This is a genomic window from Inhella sp. (genome assembly GCF_027532025.1).
Taxonomy (GTDB): Bacteria; Pseudomonadota; Gammaproteobacteria; order Burkholderiales; family Burkholderiaceae_C; genus Inhella.
Window position 1 is genome coordinate 1 of sequence record NZ_JAPZSY010000042.1, and the last position, 18,748, is coordinate 18,748.

Sequence of the window (18,748 nt, forward strand, 5' to 3'; positions counted from 1 at the left end):
ACTGCGCCGCCTGCGTGCGCAACGTGGAGCGCGCCCTGCAGCGCGTGCCAGGGGTGCTCAAAGCCGAGGTGCTGCTGACCGAGAGCCGGGCGCAGCTCACCCTGTCGCCAGGCTGGCAGGCCAAGCTGCTGGTGCAAGCCCTGCACGAGGCGGGCTACGAGGTGCCGCTGACACAAGCCACGCTGCATGTGGATGGCCTGCGCGAGCCGGGCGACGCGCACCGGCTGGAGAGGGCCCTGGCCGAAGTGCCGGGGGTGGTCGGGGTGTCGGCCCAGGTGGCCACCGGCGCGGTGGGCCTGAGCGCCCTGCCGGCCACCGAAGCCTCGGGATTGGTGGCTGCGGCCGAGCGCGCCGGTTTTCAGGCGGCTTTGAAGACGCACAGTGTGGACAACCCCCTGGCGCGCGAACACGCCCGGCTGGAGCGAGATCTGCTCATCGCCTGGGGCGCCACCCTGCCCCTGTTGGCACCCATGTTGCTGATGCCCCTGGGCTTGCACCTGGCCTGGCCGCCGCTGGTGCAAGCGGCGTTCGCCGCCGTGGTGCTGGGCGGCCCGCCCGGCTGGCGTTTGGCGCGAGCCGCTTGGGGTGGTTTGCGCGCCCGCAGCCCGGGCATGGACCTGTTGGTGATGCTGGGCGCGAGTGCCGCCTTCGCCCTGAGTGCCTGGCTGACCGCCCAAGGAGCCTCCGGGCATGCGCTGTACTTCGAGTCCAGCGCCGCCATCGTCGCCTTCGTGCTGCTCGGCCGCTGGCTGGAAGCCCGCGCCAAGCGCGCCACCGGGGGCGCGCTGCGCGCGCTGCAGGCCCTGAGCCCCCACACCGTGGAGGTGCTGCGCCAAGGTCAATGGCACGCCCTGCCCTTGGCGCGACTGCAGGTGGGTGACACCGTTCGCCTGAGCCCAGGCCAACGCGTGCCCTGCGATGGCGTCGTGACGGCGGGTCGGACGCACGTCAACGAGGCGCACCTGAGCGGCGAGCCGCTGCCCCAGGCCCGTGAGCCCGGACAACCGGTGCGCGCCGGTTCGCTGAACCTGGACGGGGCGATCGAAATCCGCGCCAGCGCCCTGCCCGCCGCCAGCAGTCTGGCCCAGCTGGTGCGGCTGGTGGAAAGCGCCCAAGCCAGCAAGGCCCCCATCCAGCGCTTGGCCGACACCTGGTCGGCGCGCTTCGTGCCCGCCGTGTTGGGGCTGAGCCTGCTCACCCTGTTGGGTTGGCTCTTGGCCGGCCGCCCGGAAGCCGCCGTGCTGAACGCGGTGGCCGTGCTCGTGGTGGCCTGCCCCTGCGCACTGGGCCTGGCCACGCCGGCGGCCGTGGTGGTCGGTATCGGGCAAGCGGCCCTGCGCGGTTTGGTGGTGCGCGATGCCGGCGCTTTCGAAGCCCTGGCCCGCGTCCAACGGGTGGCCTTCGACAAGACCGGCACCCTGACCCAAGGCGAGCCCCAACTCGTGCAGGTGGAGGCCGTCGCGCCGTTGTCACGCCTGGAGGTGCAGGCGCTGGCGCTGTCGTTGGCACAAGGCAGTGAGCATCCCTTGGCCCGCGCGATGCGTCGCGCCCAAGAAGGCGTGCCACTGGCCGTTGCGGTCAACCTGCGAGCCTTGCCAGGCTTGGGCGTGCAGGCCGAGGTGGACGGTCGCACCTTGCATCTGGGCTCCAGCCGCCACATGGCCGAGCTGGGCGTCTCCACCACCGCCCTGGATGCCAGCAGCTTGGCGCTGGCGGAGCGCGGCTGCAGCCTGAGCTGGCTGGCCACCACCACGCCGCAGCCTGCCTTGCTGGGCCTGCTGGCGTTTGCCGATGCGCCACGCCCGCAGGCCCGAGAGGCGCTGGCGCGGCTGCAAAAGCAGGGGCTCACGCTGAGCCTGCTCAGCGGCGACCGCCCCGAATCGGCCCGCGCGGTGGGGCTGGCCCTGGGCCTGTCGCCCGACGAGGTGCATGGCGGCCTGCTGCCGGCCGACAAGCTGTCCAGCTTGGCCTCTTGGCGGCTGCGCGGCGAGCGCGTGGCGATGGTGGGCGACGGGCTGAACGACGCACCCGCCCTGGCAGCGGCCGATGTGGGCATCGCCATGGCGCCCCCGGGCCAGGGCACCGACGTCGCGGCCGAGGCGGCGGGACTGACGCTGCTGCAACCCGACCTCGGGCGCGTGGCCGACGCCGTGTCGCTGGCGCGCGCCACCTGGCGCGTGATCGCTCAGAACCTGGCCTGGGCCTTCGGCTTCAACGCGGTCATGATCCCGCTGGCCATGGCCGGCCGCCTCGATCCGATGTGGGCTGCCGCCGCAATGGCCGGATCGAGCCTGATGGTGGTGGGCAACGCCTTGCGGCTCAAGCGCTGGCGCCCCTGAACGCCGTCACTGGTCGACCCGGAAGTCGACCTCCACCTCGACCACCTGCGGCTCTTTCACGCCCTCGAAGCGCCACTGCTCGACCGCACGCGTGGCCACCTGGGCCAGGGCGCGCGGCGCATTGCTCACGGCCGTGACCTTGGCCGAGCTGCCGTCGGGCATGACGGTGAAGCGCACGCGCACCTTGGCCGAGTTGCCTGGCATGGCGGCCATCGCACGAGCGTTCAGCTCAGGCGCCACGTACTTGACGAGCTTGATGCCGGGATCGTCGTCCTCTTCCTCCGACGCCGGTGGCGACTCGGGGGCCGGCCCGGACGCGGCCGAAGCCACTGGCTCTGGAGGACTTTCCGGGGGAAGCGAACGGGGGTCGGTCACGGCCAGCGTTGAATCAGCCGCAGCAACCGGCGATGCGGGAGCCGAGCTGGCAGCAGGGGTCGGCGCAGCCGCAATCGCAGGGGCGGAGCTCGGTTCAGAGCGGGCTGTTGCGGGACGCGGCGCTGGCGCCGTTGCCGGTGCCGTCGCCACGCTCGGGGTGGGTGCTGGCCTGGCGGCAGCCGGCTTGACGGCGTGAAATTTGATGAAGCTGAACACCTTGTTGGCATCGCGCTTCGCGCGCTCGGCGTCGGTCAAGGTGGGACTGCTCTGGGCCCAAACGGGAGACGACATCCCCAACAAGCCCACCAGGGCCCACGCCGTGGGGCACCAGCCCCCGCCTGGACGCTTGAACTGCAGCGACCGTTTCATCGTGTCTTCCTTCTCAATCCCAACGCACCCCGCTCGCCAGCGGAGGATCAAAGCCGTGACAGGCACCCAGGCGCTCGTTTGTCACGGCCGCCACGCGCCCTTCGACCCCGCTTGGAGCGCGCAGGAGCCCGTCGGCGCCGGATCCAGCCCCAGGCCGCCAGGGCGATTCCCGTTCGGTCATCACCCACAGCCTTGGGGGGGCGGATCCCGCCGTGGCGCGCGAGTGTAGGGAGCCGACCTCGCGAGGGGGTCCGGGTTATCCCGCGGCAGCATGGCAACCGTCACCCTGGACCCGGCCTGTGTATCGTGCCGCCATGGCCAATGCACACGAATCCGCCCTGACCTTCCCTTGGGGCGACACCCTGCCCGCGCCGGGCACCTGCATCGAATTGAAGCCCGGCTTGCTGTGGCTCCGCATGGGGCTGCCGTTCGCCCTGGACCACATCAACCTCTGGCTGCTGCGCGACGACGACGCGAACGAAGGCCCCGGCTGGGCCATCGTGGACTGCGGCATCGCCGACGAGGCCACCCGCACCGCCTGGGACGCGGTGTTCGCCAGCGGCGCGCTGCAGGGGCACCCGATCCGACGCGTCATCGTCACCCACTTCCACCCCGACCACCTGGGCAATGCCCACTGGTTGTGCCAGCGCTGGGGCTGCCGCCTGTGGATGAGCGCCACCGACTACCACGTGGGCCGCATCGCCAGCCAAAGCACGGTGGGCATGGGGGGCGACTCGGCGGCAACTTTCTTTGGCAGCCACGGCCTGACCGACCCAGACAGTCTGGCCAAGATCCGAGGCCGTGCCGACTACTACCCGCGCATGGTGCCGCAGGTGCCGGCGAGTTTTCGGCGACTGATGGATGGCGAAGCGTTCGACGTGGGCGGCCACCGCTGGACGGCCAGGGTCGGCCATGGACACTCGCCCGAACACCTGAGCTTTCACGGCGAGTCGCTGGGCGTGCTCATCGCCGGCGACATGGTGTTGCCCCGCATTTCCACCAACGTCAGCGTGGTGGACGTAGAGCCCGAAGCCGATCCGCTGCGCCTGTACTTGGCCTCGCTGGACCGCCTGCGCGACCTGCCCGACGACACGCTGGTGCTGCCCGCACATGGGCGACCCTTCGTCGGCCTGGCCACGCGCTTGAACCAACTGCATGCGCACCATGCCGAACGCTTGGCGGAGTTGCGCGGCGCGCTGGCCAGCGGCCCGAAGTCGGCGGCCGATGTGCTGAGCGTGTTGTTCAAGCGCCCCCTCGACCTGCACCAAACCACCTTCGCCATGGGCGAGGCCATCGCCCACCTCCACCACCTGTGGCTGGCGGGCCAGGCGAAGCGCCAGCGCGGTGTCGATGGGGTGTGGCGCTTCGCCCTTTGAGGCGCCGGGGCCGTGCGCGCCCCCAAACGAGACCGCCGCGACCCGGGACCGGGACGCGGCGGTTCGATCTTCTTGTGGTGCGGGACCCTGGCCCCCCTAGCGCCTGCCCCCAAGCCAAGCCTGCAGGGCGGGTGATGACAGCGCTGCGCCGCAGTGTGGCCATCGAGAACCGCGGCCGCCAGCCCCCCCGAAAGGGGGGGAGGGGCGCTCAAAGCGGTGGCACCACCACGTCGCGCAAGGCGCGTCGGTGCCCGTCGTAATCGGGCATCAGTGCCGCCACCGCGGCCCAGAACCGCGGGCTGTGGTTCATCTCATGAAGATGGGCCACCTCGTGGGCGATGACGTAATCGATCAACGCTGGCGCCAAGTGCATCAGCCGCCAGTTCAAGCTGATCACGCCCCGGGCACTGGCACTGCCCCAACGCGTGCGTGCGCTGCTCAAACGCAAAGCGGGCGCCGGCAAACCGGCACGCTCGGCAAAGTGATCCAAGCGCGGGCGAAAGTGCCGACGCGCTTGCGCCTGCAGCCAGCGGGCCAGGGCCTGGCGCCAGGCGTGGTCGTCAGCCCCCTCCGCCACAGGCAAGGCCAAGCCCGCAGGCCCCGCGTCGCTGGCCTCGGTCCAGGCGCTGGAGCCGCCCAACGACCGGCGCAAGCGCAAAGGCTCACCCAAGTAAGGCACTTCAGCCCCTTCGCGCCACACGCCGTGCAGCGCCGCCAAGCGCTGCTCGCGCACTTGCACCTCTTGCCATTTGCGCCAGATCCAGTCGGTCTTGGTGCTGAGCACGCCCTCGATGTCGGCCAAGGGCACCCAACGCGGCGCGGTCACGCGCAAGCCCTGGGCACTGACGCTGAAGCCGATGGTGCGCCGGCGGCTGCGCGACAGGGTGTAAGGCAACTGCAGCTTGGGCAGCAGCAGCACGGGATCGCCCGCCTCGCCGGCGGCCGGGGCAGACAGTGGGCCGGCGGGATCGAACAGGCTCAGGGAGGCCGCGGGGTTGGCCGCGGCAGGACTGGCGGCCGATGTGCTGGGGGCCGGGCGGTCGGCCTGCGGCGTGGGTGGGGTGGGCATCTTCACGCCAACTGGCCCGCGGGGGCTGCCGCGGCCGACTCGGCCCGGTAGGCCTCGGGATCGATCCGACGCATCTCGGCCTCGATCCAGGTCTTCACCTCGTGCATCAAGGATTCCGGCGTGTGGCCTTCGGGCGAAATGGGCGCCCCGACGGAGACCTCGTACACCCCAGCCTGCATGAGCAGTCGGCGCGGTGGCATCACCCGAGCGGTGGCGCAGGCCACGGGCACCACGGGCACCCCGGTGGCCACCGCCAAACGGGTGCCGCCCGTCTTGTAGTCGCCCACTTGCCCGCGGGGGATGCGCGTGCCCTCCGGAAACATGATCACCCAGGTGCCTTGCGCCGCCAGACGCCGCCCCTGCTCAGCCACCTTCTGGAACGCTTCGGCGCGCTTGCGGCGGTCGATGTGGACCATGTCCAGCCGACCCAGGGCCCAGCCAAAGAAGGGAATGAACAGCAGCTCGCGCTTGAAGACAAAGGCCAAAGGGTGCGGCATCAGCGCGCACAAGGCCAGGGTCTCCAAGGCCGACTGGTGCTTGGCCAGCAGGATGACCGCCTCCCGCTGGCCGACCGGCAGGCGCTCCGCGCCGGTGAAACGGTGCGTGACGCCGCAGAACACCCGCGCCCCCCAAAACAGCACATGCACCCAAGCGATGCAAAACCAATACAGCCGCGTGGCCGAGACGAAGGGCGAGATCAGCACCGCCGTCAGGCCCCAGGGCGTGACGGTGAGCACCCCCCACAACACGAACACCGCCGAGCGCAACCGGGTGATCAGCACTCGCGGGCCTCCTCGTCGGCGTCGGCTGCCAGCAAGTCCTCGGCAAAAGCGGCCAAGTCGTCGTGCAAGCGCGCCCCCGGCACCTGGGCCAACATCTCTTGCAACTGGGCTTCCGTCAGCGCGGCCAAGCGGTCGCCACGCACGAGGTGCGGCACGCACCCTGCGGCCTGGGCCGTTTGCAGGTCGCGCAGCGATGCTCCGACCATGTGAACCGCCTCGAGCGACACGTCGAAGCGCTGGCTGATTTCTTCCAACAAGCCGGGCAGCGGCTTGCGGCAGCTGCAACCGTCTTCGGGGGTGTGCGGGCAGAAAAACGCTGCATCCAAGCGCCCACCCTTGGCCTGCAGCAACTGGTTCAAGCGCTTGTGCACGGCGTTGACCGCCTGCATGTCCAGCAAGCCGCGCCCGATGCCAGGTTGGTTGGTGGCCAACACGGTGTGCCACCCGGCCTGGTTGAGGCGAGCCACCGCCTCCAGGGCACCGGGCAAGGGGTCCAGCTCATCGGGCGACTTGACGTGGTCGTCCCGGTAACGGTTGAGCGTGCCATCGCGCCCCAGGATGACCAGCTTCAGCGGCTGATGGTGGGTGGGGCTGTCGGCACGGCTTGGCATGGCAGTCGATCCTCAAACGGCCAGTCGCGAAAGATCGGCCACGCGGTTCATGGCCTCGTGCAGCGCCCGCAACAAGGCCAAGCGGTTGGCACGCAAGGCCGCATCGTCGGCATTGACCATCACAGCGTCGAAGAAGGCGTCCACCGGCGCCTTGAGCACGGCCAGCGCCGTCAGCGAGGCGGTGTAGTCGCCCTGGGCGAACAAGGGCTCGGCCCGCGCCGTCGCGGCCTGCAGCGCCTGCGCGAGTGCGGCCTCGGCCGGCTCCTTCAGCAGCGCGTCGCTCAAGGGAACGGGCGCCTCGTCGCTCTTCTTCAGGATGTTGCCCACGCGTTTGTTGGCCGCCGCCAGCGATGCGCTCTCGGGCAAGGCTGCGAAGGCCCGCACCGCCGCCAGCCGCTTGGGCAGCTCGCCCCAGCTGGCCGGACGGAGCGCCACCACCGCATCGACCTCTTGCGCGCTGTAGCCCTGGTCGCGCAAGGCGCCCACCAGGCGGTCGTAGGCGAAGTTCAGCAGGTCCTCGCGCGCCGTGGCGTTGGAGAGCATGCCCTCGGAGAAGGCCGCCAGGCCAGCGTCCACCAGCGCGGGCAACGACAGCGGCAGGTTTTTCTCTTGCAGGATGCGAATCACGCCCAGCGCGTGGCGGCGCAGTGCGAACGGGTCCTTGTCGCCGGTGGGCAGTTGGCCGATGCCGAACAAGCCGCACAGGGTTTCGAGCTTGTCGGCCAGGGCCAGCACGGTGCCGGTGTGGTTGCGCGGCAGCGCGTCGCCCGCGAAGCGCGGCTTGTAGTGGTCCTCGATGGCGATGGCCACGCCATCGCGCAGGCCCTCGTGGCGCGCGTAGTAGCCACCCATGACGCCCTGCAGTTCGGGGAACTCGCCCACCATGTCGGTCAGCAGGTCGGCCTTGGCCAGCTGGGCGGCCTGCTGGACCTTGCTGTCCAGCACGTCGAACTGGTCTTTGGCGTCGACCGTGAACGGCACCGTGGCCGTGCGCAGCTGGTTGACGATGGCGTGGGCGATGGCACGCACGCGCTCGGCCCGCTCGCCCTGGCTGCCCAGGCTGCCGTGGTACACGACCTTGGCCAGGCCGGGCACGCGCTCGGCCAGGGTCTTCTTGCGGTCTTGGTCGTAGAAGAACTTGGCATCGGCCAGGCGCGGGCGCACGACGCGCTCGTTGCCCTGCACCACCGCCGAGGCATCGTCCGGGGCGATGTTGCTCACCACCAAGAAATGCCGCGTCAGCTTGCCCTGGGCGTCCAGCAGCGGGAAATACTTCTGGTTGGCCTTCATCGTCAGGATGAGGCACTCCTGCGGCACGGCGAGGAACTCTTCTTCGAAGGCGCAGGTCAGCACGTTCGGGCGCTCGACCAAGGCGGTGACCTCGTCCAGCAGGGCCTCGTCGTCGATGGGCGTCAGGCCCAGCTTGGCACCGGCCGCTTGCAACTGGCCGCGAATGACCTCGCGGCGCTCGGCAAAGCTGGCGATCACCGCCCCGCGGCTGCGCAGGGTGTCGGCGTAGGCGTCGGCGTGCGAGACGGTGACCACCGGGTCGAGCGCCTCGAAGCGGTGACCGCGCGTCGTGGTGCCGGCCTCCAGGCCCAGCAAGCTCACGGGAACGCGTTCGGCGCCGTGCAGGGCCACCAGGCCGTGGGCCGGCCGCACAAAGTGCACGTTGGTCCACCCATCGGCCAGCTGGTAGCTCATCACCTTGGGGATGGGCAAGGCCTTGAGCATGTCATTCAGCGCCTGCTGCAGGCCCTGGGCGAGGCTGGCCCCCGGCTGCACGGTGTTGGCGAACAGGGCCTCAGCCTTGCCGTCCAGGGCGCGCTCCAGGGGCGCGTCGGCCGGCAGGCCGCTGGCCGCCAGCTTTTTCAGCAGCGCCGGGCTCGGCTGGCCCTCGGGCGTCAGGCCCACAGCCACGGGCATCAGCTTGATGCGCGCGGCCTTGTCGGCCGCTTTTGCCGGCACATCCTTGATCAGTACTGCTAGCCGCCTCGGGGAAGCAAAAGGAATGACATTGCTACCGAGATCTACGAACTCAGGTGCAAGTCCTTGCTTGACCAATCCGTACCAAATCTCCTGAGCAAAGCTGTCGCCCAGCTTCTTCAGGGCCTTGGGCGGCAGCTCTTCGACGAAGAGTTCAACGAGCAGGTTGGCGGTCGACATCAGGCGGCCTTCTTGTTGTTCTTGGCTTCGATCTGGGCCACGACCTCGTCCGCCCAGGCCTTGGGGGCCATCGGGAAGCCCAAGCGGGCGCGGCTCTCCAAGTAGCTTTGCGCCACGGCGCGCGCCAGGTTGCGGATGCGGCCGATGTAGCCGGCGCGCTCCGTCACGCTGATGGCGCCGCGGGCGTCCAGCAGGTTGAAGCTGTGACCGGCCTTGAGCAGTTGCTCGTAGGCCGGCAGCGCCAGCTGCTGGGCCATGAGGTGCTTGCTTTGCTTCTCGTGCGCGGCGAAGGCGCCAAGCAGGAACTCGACGTCGCTGTGCTCGAAGTTGTAGGTCGACTGCTCGACCTCGTTCTGGTGGAACACGTCGCCGTACAAGATGGTGCCCCCGGTCTCCCTTCGGTCGCCACCCCCCGAGGGGGCCGCGGCGGCTTGGGAGCGGCCCTGCGCCGCCGGCCCGTCGGTGTACACGAGGTCGTACACCGACTCCTTGCCCTGCAGGTACAGAGCCAGGCGCTCCAAGCCGTAGGTGATCTCGCCCGTGATGGGCTTGCAGTCGATGCCGCCCACTTGCTGGAAGTAGGTGAACTGCGTCACTTCCATGCCATTGAGCCACACCTCCCAGCCCAGGCCCCAGCAGCCGAGCGTGGGGTTCTCCCAGTCGTCTTCGACGAAGCGCACGTCGTTCTTCTTCAGGTCGAAGCCCAAGGCCTCGAGCGAGCCGAGGTACAGCTCCAAGATGTTGGCCGGCGCGGGCTTCAGCACGACCTGGAACTGGTAGTAGTGCTGCAGGCGATTGGGGTTCTCGCCGTAGCGCCCGTCCTTGGGGCGGCGGCTGGGTTGCACGTAGGCCGCCTTCCAAGGCTCGGGGCCCAGGGCGCGCAAAAAGGTGGCGGTGTGGCTGGTGCCGGCGCCGACCTCCATGTCGTAGGGCTGCAGCAACGCGCAGCCTTGTTGGGACCAGTAGTCCTGCAAGCGCAGGATGAGTTGCTGGAAGCTCAGCATGGTGGGGAATCCGTCGTGACCGGACGCACAGCGGCGCGTCCCAAGGAGGGCGGATTCTAGGGAGCCGAGACCCGGCTTGAGCGCCAGCGGAACCCCAGCGGCAGCGCCACGGCCAGCACCAAGGCCCACACCCACAGCGGCCATAGGCCCGTGGCCGCCAGCCAGCGCGCGTAGGGCGTGCTGCCTACCCTGCCCTCCACGATGGCCGTGAGACTGCCCTCGGTCACGGGCTCCAAGCGGGCGCGCACACGGCCCAAGTGGTCCACGTGGGCCGTGGCGCCGGTGTTGGTGCTGCGCACCACCGGACGCTGGAACTCCAGGGCCCGCATCTGGCTGAACTGCAGGTGCTGGTCTTGCACCATCCAGCGCCCGAACCAGGCCAAATTGCTGGCGTTGACGAACACGGTGGCGGCATCGGGACCCTCCACGGCACTGCCCACGATGTCCTCGCCGAACAAGTCCTCGTAACAAATCAAGGGCCGCAGCCGCTGGCCTTCCACCACCCAGGGTCGCTGGTGCTCGCCGCGGGCCTGGTCGTCCATCGGGATGCCCAGGCGGCGCACGAACCATTCGAACCCGGGCGGGATGAATTCCCCGAAGGGCAGCAAGTGGCGTTTGCCATAGGTGTAGCGCATCTCGCCGCCTTGCCAGCCGGTGAGCGAGTTGACCCAGCCCTCCGCATCGCTGCCCAGGAACGTGCCCACCATGACCGCCCGCCGCTGGCTGGCGGCCGACAAGCGCTGCTGCGCGTCTTCGGGCACGAAGGCCAGCGGCAAAGGCAAGACCGACTCGGGCGTGAGCACCAAGCCCTCGGGCGAGCGCTCGATCTGCGTGAGCAGGGCGTCGAGGTAGCGCCCGATCAAGGCCGGGTCGAACTTCTGCGACTGCGGCACGTTGGGCTGCAGCAGCGTGACGGTCAGCGTCCCGGCGCCCTGGGTGAACGCGCTCGGCAGCATCAAACCCACCAGCACCAAGCCGGTGGGCAGCCACAAGGGGCGCGAAGCACGCACCCGCCACGCCTGCACCAAGGCCGCTGCCCACCAAGCGCTCAAAGCCCCGATGGCATACACCCCCACCCAAGGCGCCCAAGCCGCCCAAGGCCCGACGGTGTGGGCGTAGCCGCTGGCGATCCACGGGAACCCCGTGAACCACTGGGCCCGGGCCAACTCGCCCAACAGCCAAGCGGCGGCCCAGACCGCCGGCCAGGCCCAGGCCGGTGCGTGGCGACGGCCATGGGCCGCCAGCATCAGGGCCGCAGCGGGGTACAGGGCCAAAAAGGCGCCCAACAACAGCAAAGCGCCCACGGCCAACGGGGGCACCAAGCCGCCGAACTCATGCAGGCTGACGTACAGCCACCACAGCCCCACGCCCATCCACGCCAAACCAAAGGCAGCACCCAGGCGCGCAGCTTGCCAAGGCGACGCCTGCCACGCCAAGCCGAACAAGGCAGCCAAGGCCAAGGGCTGCAGCCACCAGGCCTCCGTGGGAGAGAACGCAAGCGCATGCAGCCCACCGGCCAGCGCGGCCAGGGCCCAAGCCGGGGCGCGCATCAGGGGGCCGGCGCCGGGGGCTCGCCCCGCGTGACCTTGAACCAACGCACGGCGCCACCACGGGTCAACATCACGTGAAAGCGCAGGCCCGCCAACTCGACGGTCTCCCCACGACGCGGGACCCGGCCGTGCTCGTGCGCCACCCAGCCGCCGATGGTGTCGAAATCGTCTTCCGGCAGGTGCAATCCGAAGGCGGCATTGACATCACTGATGGCCGCATCGCCCGCCACCCGCTGGCTGCCATCGGCCAGGGTGTAGAGCCCGCCCACGCCTTCGCTGCCCCGCTCGTCGAACTCGTCTTCGATCTCGCCCACGATTTCTTCCAGCACGTCTTCGATCGTCACCAGGCCCGCCAGGTTGCCGAACTCGTCGATCACCACGGCCAAGTGGTTGCGGTTGGTGCGGAAGTCGCGCAAGAGCGCATTCAGTGCTTTGCTTTCCGGCACAAACACCGCCGGCCGCAGCAAGGTGCGCAGGTTCAATTCCGGGGAGCGCTGCAGCTTGAGCAGGTCCTTGGCCAGCAAGATGCCGATGATGTTGTCGCGGTTGCCCTCGAACACCGGAAAGCGGGAGTGGCCGGTGTCGATCACGGCCGCCAACACCTCGTCGTACGGCGCGTCGATGTCCAGCAGATCCATGCGCGGCGCGGCCACCATCACGTCGCCCGCGGACAACTCCGCCATGCGCAGCACGCCCTCGAGCATTTGCCGCGACTCGGGCTCGATCAGCTCGCGCTGCTCGGCCTCGGCCAAGGTTTCGATCAACTCGGATTTTGAGTCGGGGCCGGGGTGGAGAAACTCCATCACCCGCTGCAGCAGACCGCGCGGATCGTTCGCGCGGTCTCGGGTCGACGCAGGGTCGGGCATGCAAAAAGCGCGCACAAAGAAAGGGACCAGAGGATATTGCAAAGCCGCAGAGCACCCCAAAATGTGCGGACTTCTTGTTTCTTTCGCCTCCCCAAGCCATGAGCACCGCCGCGCCGCAACTGATCCCCACCACCATCCTCACCGGGTTCCTGGGGGCCGGCAAGACCACGCTCCTCAAGCGCGTGCTGTCGGAGGCGCACGGTCAAAAGATCGCCGTCATCGAGAACGAGTTTGGCGAGGAGAACATCGACAACGAGATCCTCGTGGCCGACACGCAGGAGCAGATCATCCAGATGAGCAACGGCTGCATTTGCTGCACCATCCGCGAAGACCTGCGCGCCACCCTGGCCGACTTGGCCGCCAAACGGCGGCGCGGCGAGTTGGACTTCGAGCGCGTGGTCATCGAAACCACGGGCGTGGCCGACCCTGGGCCGGTCGCGCAGACCTTCTTCATCGACGACGAGATCGCCGAATCCTTCGTGCTCGACGCCATCCTGACGCTGGTGGACGCCAAGCACGCGCAGGACCAACTCGACAGCCGCCAAGAAGCGCGCCGCCAAGTGGGCTTTGCCGACCAGATTTTCATCAGCAAGAGCGAGCTGGTGTCGGCCGACGCGCTGAACGCACTGACCCACCGCCTCAAGCACATGAACCCGCGCGCGCCCCACCGCCGGGTGCACTTTGGCGAGGTGCCGATCGCCGAGGTGTTCGACCTGCGGGGGTTCAACCTCAACGCCAAACTCGACATCGACCCCGACTTTTTGAAGGTCGACGATCACAGCCACCATCACCACGGGCATGAGCACGCCCACGGCGAGCACTGTGACCACGACCATGGCGAGCACTGCGACCACCCGCACCATCACCACCACGACGACGACGTCAAGAGTTTTGTCTTCCGCTCCGACCGCGCGTTCAACCCGGCCAAGCTCGAAGACTTCCTAGGCGCCATCGTTCAGGTGTACGGCCCCAAGATGTTGCGCTACAAAGGGGTGCTGAACATGAAGGGCACCGACCGCAAAGTCATCTTTCAAGGTGTGCACCAATTGATGGGCTCCGACCTGGGCCCGAAATGGGGCGCGGCCGAGAAGCGGCAGAGCAAGATGGTGTTCATCGGCATCGACCTGCCGCGCGAGGTGCTGGAGCAAGGCTTGGAAGGCTGCTTGGTTTGAGCCGCCCCCGAGGGAAATTGCGGAGTTGGGGCCTGACTACAATCCCGGCCCCGAACGCCCCTCGTGCGGGGCAACGAGAACAAGGCCTGAGGGCCGCAAGGAGAACACGGTGAGCAAGACCCTGGCCCCCAACAAGCCCGCAGCAAGTGCCAAGTCGGCCGCGCGGTCGGCGGGCAAAGCCGGTTCGGACGCCTGGAAAGGCAAGCCCGGCCACCTGCTGACCGACGACGAAGTGCTCGCCATGCCCGACGGCGAGTACATGAACGACCAGCAGATCGCGTTCTTCCGCGCCAAGCTGCAGAGCCTGCGCGACAGCATCCTGAACAACGCGGGCGAAACGACCGAGCACCTGCGCGAAGACACGACCATCGTGCCGGACCCAGCCGACCGCGCCACCATCGAAGAAGAGCACGCGCTGGAGCTGCGCACCCGCGACCGCGAGCGCAAGCTGCTCAAGAAGATCATGCAATCGATCGCCCGCCTGGACAGTGGTGAGTACGGCTACTGCGACGAAACGGGTGAACCCATCGGCCTCGGCCGCCTGATTGCCCGTCCCACGGCCACGCTGTCGCTCGAAGCCCAGCAACGCCGAGAGATGAAGCAAAAGATGTTCGGCGACTGAGCGCGCCGAACGCACAGCCGCACAAGGTGGGCATGGCCGAAGATCCCAAGCAATCGGACAGCTTCCTGCGCCGCGTGGCGCGGTTCGTGGCCAACCCCACCACCGACTGGAAAGAGATCAGCTCGCGCCAGGACAACCCGGAAAGCGAGTTGGCCAAGGCCGAACTGCGCGCCATGATCGAGCGCAAGCGGCGCAACGATTTCGTCCGCAAGCGCGAACTCGACATGCTGCGCCGACTGCGCCGCCAGGGCCTCACGCCCGAGCAACTGGCGGCCGCTGGCGAGCACAACAGCTCGGTCATTTCGGACGCCGAGCGTGTGGTGTCTGACCTGCCGCGCGATGACATCGCCGCCGTCAAGAACAAGATCGACCAGATCGAGCAGCAGATGGTCAAGGAGGGCTTCCGCAGCAGCATGACGCAGCGGCCGCCGTTCGACGGCGAAGGCGCGCCGGCGCGCTCAGGCTCGGCCTCCTTCGCCCCCACCATGCCGGCGGCGCCGCCCACCCTGCCGCCAGACATGACGCCAGGCGGTCGGGGCGCGGCCGAGGCACCCGCGTCGTTGCCGCCCTTGGAGATGTCGCTCAGCTTTGACGTGGCGAGCGAACTGGAGGCTCCCTCGAACGTGAGTCCGCCGCCGTTGGACTTCGAGTTGGTCCGAGACCCCAACGCCCCTCAGGCCGAAGAAGAGGAACTGCCCCACGACCCCGAGTTGGACGAGGCGGTCATGGCCTTTGCCAATGGGGACAACGAGAACTGCGAGCGCTCGCTGATCGAACTCACCGGCCCCGACGGCGCCCGGCACCTCCACAGCCCGACCTGGCTGGTTCGGCTGGACTTTTACCGCGCCATCGGCAACCAAGCGGCGTTTGAGAACTTGGCGGTGGAGTACGTCCATCTGTTCGGCTTGTCGGCGCCGCAATGGGTGTCGCTGCCGCGCTTGGTGGTCGAGGGCCGCAAGGTGGCCGACGCTCGCGCGGCTGCGAGTGGCGCGCCCAAGGTGCAGGCCGTCAACTGGTCGGCATCGGAGCGCCTGGACCTGGACGGGGTGACGCTGCTGCGCAAGCGCTGCGAAACCGCCCCCCTGCCCTGGATGCTGGATTGGGGGCCGCTCAAGGTCATCGAGCATGAAGCCCGCGGCCCCCTGACCGACTTGATGCGGGAGTGGTGCAAGACCACCACCGAAATGCGTTGGATGGCCGGCAACCACCTGTTGGAGGTGCTGCGCGAAACCTGTCCGGTGGGCGAGCGCGACACCGACACCGGTTGGTGGATGCTGCGGTTGGAGGCGCTGCGCGCCGCCAACCGTCCAGACCAATTCGACGAAGCCGCCATCGACTACTGCGTGACCTACGAGGTGTCCCCCCCCAGTTGGGAGCCACCACGCTGCCGCGTGCGCATGACCAGCGGAGGCCTGACCACCTTGAGCCCGTCCAGCACCCAACTGGGCGTTGGCAGCGAGCCGGTGGCTGCGTTCTTGGAGTCCAGCACCATGGATGGCTCGGCTTTGGGCGGCCCCCAGGTGGCCCATTTGGAGTTGATGGGGCAGTTGTCGGGCGACCTGACCGACATGCTGGGCAAGCTCACCGCGCAAATCGCCGACGCCAAACAAGTCCAAGTCGCCTGTCCACGCCTGATCCGGCTGGACTTCATCGCCGCCGGCGATGTTTTGAACTGGGTGCTGCAATTGCGCAGCGAGAACCGCACCGTCGTGTTCACCGAAGCCCACCGCTTGGTGGCCATGTTCTTCGGTGCGATGGGCATCAACGAGCACGCTCGGATCAAGGTCAAGGCCGTTTGATCCGCTGAATGAGCGCGTGGAGCGCGGCGATGCCGCGCCGCAAGGAGTCCCCGATGAGCGACAGCCCCGTGTTTCACGGCACCACCATCCTGTCGGTGCGCCGCCATGGCCAAGTGGCCTTGGGGGGCGATGGGCAGGTGACCCTGGGCACCATCGTCTTCAAGAGCACCGCGCGCAAGGTGCGCAGGCTCTACCGCGACCAGGTGTTGGCCGGCTTTGCCGGCGCCACGGCCGACGCCTTCACGCTATTCGAGCGCTTCGAGTCCAAGCTTGAGAAGCACCAAGGGCACTTGGTGCGCGCGGCGGTGGAGTTGACCAAAGACTGGCGCACCGACCGCGTGTTGCGGCGCCTGGAGGCCATGCTGGCCGTGGCCGACCGCGAGCACAGCCTGGTCATCTCGGGCAATGGCGATGTGCTCGAACCCGAAGAGGGCGTGGTGGCCATCGGCAGCGGCGGTGCCTATGCGCAAAGCGCCGCGCTGGCGCTGCTGCGTCACGCCGACTTGAGTGCTGCCGACATCGTCAAGCAGTCGCTGACCATCGCCGGCGACCTCTGCATCTACTCCAACCAAAACCACACCATCGAGACCCTGGACTGAGGGGCGCCGAACCATGAGCAGCATGACCCCGCAAGAGATCGTCTCGGAACTCGACCGCCACGTGGTCGGCCAGGCCCAGGCCAAACGCGCCGTGGCCATCGCGCTGCGCAACCGCTGGCGGCGGCAGCAGGTGGAAGGCAGCCTGCGCGCCGAGATCTCGCCGAAAAACATCCTGATGATCGGGCCCACCGGCGTCGGCAAAACCGAGATCGCCCGCCGCCTGGCCAAGCTGGCCGATGCGCCCTTCATCAAGGTCGAGGCCACCAAGTTCACCGAGGTGGGTTACGTGGGCAAGGACGTGGACACCATCGTGCGCGACCTGGTGGACATCGCCGTCAAGCAAGAGCGCGAAGCGCAGGTCAAGGCCCAGCGCATGCGCGCCGAAGACGCGGCCGAGGACCGCATCCTCGACGTGCTGGTGCCCCCGCCGCGCTCGGTGGGCTTTGCCGACGAGCCGGCCAAGACCGACAACACCGCGCGGCAGGTGATGCGCAAGCGCCTGCGCGAGGGCGCGCTCGACGACAAAGAAATCGAGCTCGACCTGGCCGACAAGGCGCCGGCGATGGAAATCCTCGGCCCGCAGGGCATGGAGGAGATGGCCGAGCAGCTCAAGGGCCTGTTCGGTCAGATGGCGCAGGGCAAGCGCAAGACCCGCAAGCTCAAGATCAAGGACGCCTTGGCCGCGCTGGTGGACGAAGAGGCCACCAAGCTCGTCAACGAGGACGAGATCAAGCAGGCGGCCCTGCACAAGACCGAGCAAAACGGCATCGTGTTCATCGACGAAATCGACAAGGTCGCCTCGCGCAGCGACGTGGGCGGCGCCGACGTCAGCCGCCAGGGCGTGCAGCGCGATCTGCTGCCCCTGGTGGAAGGCACCACGGTCAGCACCAAGCACGGCATGGTCAAGACCGACCACATCCTCTTCATCGCCAGCGGCGCCTTTCACCTGGCCAAGCCGAGCGACCTGATCCCCGAGCTGCAGGGCCGCTTCCCGATCCGGGTGGAGCTGCAGTCCCTGGGCGTGGCCGACTTCCAAGCCATCTTGACCAGCACCCACGCCAGCCTGATCAAGCAGTACCAGGCCCTGCTGGCCACGGAGGGCCTGAGCCTGACGGTGACCGACGAGGCCATCGAGCGCCTGGCGCGCATCGCCCACGAGGTGAACGAGCGCACCGAAAACATCGGCGCACGCCGCTTGGCCACGGTGATGGAGCGCTTGCTCGACGAGGTGAGCTTCGACGCGCCCAACCGGGGCGGTCAATCGCTGGTGGTGGATGCGGCGATGGTCGACGCCCGCTTGGGCGAACTGGCGCGAGACGAGGACCTGAGCCGCTTCATCCTTTGATCAAGCCGCGCCGTTGGCCGCGTGCAGCGCCAACAGGCCGTCGAAGATCAGGCCGTCGATGAGTTCGTGCGGCACGCCCAGGGCGGGCGCCACTTTCCAGCCGGCACCGCCGGTCATGATCGTGAGCGGAGCTTGCCCCGTGTGCTGATGCAAAGCACGGTGTTGGCGCTCGATGGCGCCGGTGATGGCGTAGGTGCCCCCGCTGGTCAGGGCGTCGGACGTGTTGGTGGGGAAGTTGCGCACTTCGCCCGTGGGCACGCGCAAGCCGGCGGTGCCGCTCTCCAGGGCGCGCAGCATGATGCCGTGGCCGGGCAGGATCAGGCCGCCCAAGAAGTGGCCTCGCGCGTCCAGCGCGTCGATGGTCACCGCGGTGCCCACCATCACCACCAGCACCGGCCCCTCCCAACCGCGCTGCCGTGCGTGAGAGGCTGCCCCCACCAAGGCCACCCAGCGATCGGCACCGAGCCGCGTGGGATGGTCGTAGCCGTTGGTGATGCCCGCCGCTGACGACGAAGGCACGATCCAGCGTGGCGACAGGTCCCAGAGCTCCATCTGCTCTTCGACGCGGCGCCGCACGGCATCGCCCGCCACGTTGCTGCCGATCAGGGCCGTGGGGGCCGGCGCGGGCCCGGCCCCCCCCGCCCCCACGGCCCCAACGGCGATGTGCGGCCAAAAAACCGCCCCCGGCGCCCGGGGGGGGCGGG

At 68.7% G+C, this 18,748-nt stretch carries 16 protein-coding genes; 7 read left to right on the forward strand and 9 right to left on the reverse strand.

The window, feature by feature from the left end; all coding sequences use genetic code 11:
- On the forward strand, positions 1 to 2,339 hold a 2,339-nt coding region (locus O9335_RS07400), incomplete at its 5' end, for a heavy metal translocating P-type ATPase (protein ID WP_298385864.1).
- 6 nt (positions 2,340 to 2,345) lie between these two features.
- Here the strand turns inward: O9335_RS07400 and O9335_RS07405 are convergent.
- A complete protein-coding gene (locus tag O9335_RS07405; protein WP_298385867.1) occupies positions 2,346 to 2,714 on the reverse strand; it encodes a TonB family protein in 369 nt (122 codons plus the stop codon).
- A 683-nt stretch (positions 2,715 to 3,397) separates the two neighbouring features.
- On the opposite strand from O9335_RS07405, the gene O9335_RS07410 reads away from it, so the two are divergent.
- The gene (locus tag O9335_RS07410) at positions 3,398 to 4,459 is read left to right on the forward strand and encodes an MBL fold metallo-hydrolase (RefSeq protein ID WP_298385870.1); all 1,062 of its coding nucleotides are present in this window, start codon (positions 3,398 to 3,400) and stop codon (positions 4,457 to 4,459) included.
- 208 nt (positions 4,460 to 4,667) lie between these two features.
- On the opposite strand, the gene O9335_RS07415 is transcribed toward O9335_RS07410, so the two are convergent.
- The 7 genes from O9335_RS07415 to O9335_RS07445 are packed head-to-tail and all read right to left on the reverse strand — an operon-like array spanning position 4,668 to position 12,507.
- The gene (locus tag O9335_RS07415; protein WP_298385873.1) at positions 4,668 to 5,528 is read right to left on the reverse strand and encodes a M48 family metallopeptidase; all 861 of its coding nucleotides are present in this window, start codon (positions 5,526 to 5,528) and stop codon (positions 4,668 to 4,670) included.
- A gap of 2 nt (positions 5,529 to 5,530) precedes the next feature.
- The gene (locus tag O9335_RS07420) at positions 5,531 to 6,310 is read right to left on the reverse strand and encodes a lysophospholipid acyltransferase family protein (protein ID WP_367185416.1); all 780 of its coding nucleotides are present in this window, start codon (positions 6,308 to 6,310) and stop codon (positions 5,531 to 5,533) included.
- Entirely contained in the window at positions 6,304 to 6,921 is a 618-nt protein-coding gene (gene gmhB / locus O9335_RS07425; protein WP_298385876.1) for a D-glycero-beta-D-manno-heptose 1,7-bisphosphate 7-phosphatase, read from the reverse strand. Before gmhB ends, O9335_RS07420 begins: the two co-directional genes overlap by 7 nt.
- 12 nt (positions 6,922 to 6,933) lie before the next feature.
- Positions 6,934 to 9,087: a glycine--tRNA ligase subunit beta gene (glyS, locus tag O9335_RS07430; RefSeq protein WP_298385879.1), complete on the reverse strand. Its 2,154-nt coding sequence runs from the start codon at positions 9,085 to 9,087 to the stop codon at positions 6,934 to 6,936.
- Positions 9,087 to 10,091 (reverse strand): glycine--tRNA ligase subunit alpha, encoded by a 1,005-nt coding sequence (gene glyQ, locus O9335_RS07435; protein ID WP_298385882.1) that lies wholly within the window; start codon positions 10,089 to 10,091, stop codon positions 9,087 to 9,089. Before glyQ ends, glyS begins: the two co-directional genes overlap by 1 nt.
- Positions 10,092 to 10,147: 56 nt before the next feature.
- Positions 10,148 to 11,641 (reverse strand): apolipoprotein N-acyltransferase, encoded by a 1,494-nt coding sequence (lnt, locus tag O9335_RS07440; protein WP_298385885.1) that lies wholly within the window; start codon positions 11,639 to 11,641, stop codon positions 10,148 to 10,150.
- Complete coding sequence (locus O9335_RS07445; RefSeq protein ID WP_298385889.1) at positions 11,641 to 12,507, reverse strand: HlyC/CorC family transporter; 867 nt, start codon at positions 12,505 to 12,507, stop codon at positions 11,641 to 11,643. The genes lnt and O9335_RS07445 overlap by 1 nt, the downstream gene beginning before the upstream one ends.
- Positions 12,508 to 12,605: 98 nt before the next feature.
- On the opposite strand from O9335_RS07445, the gene O9335_RS07450 reads away from it, so the two are divergent.
- The 5 genes from O9335_RS07450 to hslU all read left to right on the forward strand — a co-directional run bounded on the left by O9335_RS07450 (position 12,606) and on the right by hslU (position 18,044).
- Complete coding sequence (locus O9335_RS07450) at positions 12,606 to 13,679, forward strand: GTP-binding protein (protein WP_298385892.1); 1,074 nt, start codon at positions 12,606 to 12,608, stop codon at positions 13,677 to 13,679.
- A 109-nt stretch (positions 13,680 to 13,788) separates the two neighbouring features.
- A complete protein-coding gene (gene dksA / locus O9335_RS07455; protein WP_298385894.1) occupies positions 13,789 to 14,301 on the forward strand; it encodes an RNA polymerase-binding protein DksA in 513 nt (170 codons plus the stop codon).
- Between the two features lie 32 nt (positions 14,302 to 14,333).
- Positions 14,334 to 16,100 carry a hypothetical protein gene (locus O9335_RS07460; protein ID WP_298385897.1) on the forward strand — a complete coding sequence of 589 codons (1,767 nt, stop codon included), beginning with the start codon at positions 14,334 to 14,336 and terminating at the stop codon, positions 16,098 to 16,100.
- 53 nt (positions 16,101 to 16,153) lie between these two features.
- A complete protein-coding gene (gene hslV, locus O9335_RS07465; protein WP_298385900.1) occupies positions 16,154 to 16,699 on the forward strand; it encodes an ATP-dependent protease subunit HslV in 546 nt (181 codons plus the stop codon).
- A gap of 13 nt (positions 16,700 to 16,712) precedes the next feature.
- Entirely contained in the window at positions 16,713 to 18,044 is a 1,332-nt protein-coding gene (gene hslU / locus O9335_RS07470) for an ATP-dependent protease ATPase subunit HslU (RefSeq protein ID WP_298385903.1), read from the forward strand.
- Here hslU and O9335_RS07475 read toward each other — a convergent pair.
- On the reverse strand, positions 18,045 to 18,748 hold a 704-nt coding region (locus O9335_RS07475; protein WP_298385906.1), incomplete at its 5' end, for a type III pantothenate kinase.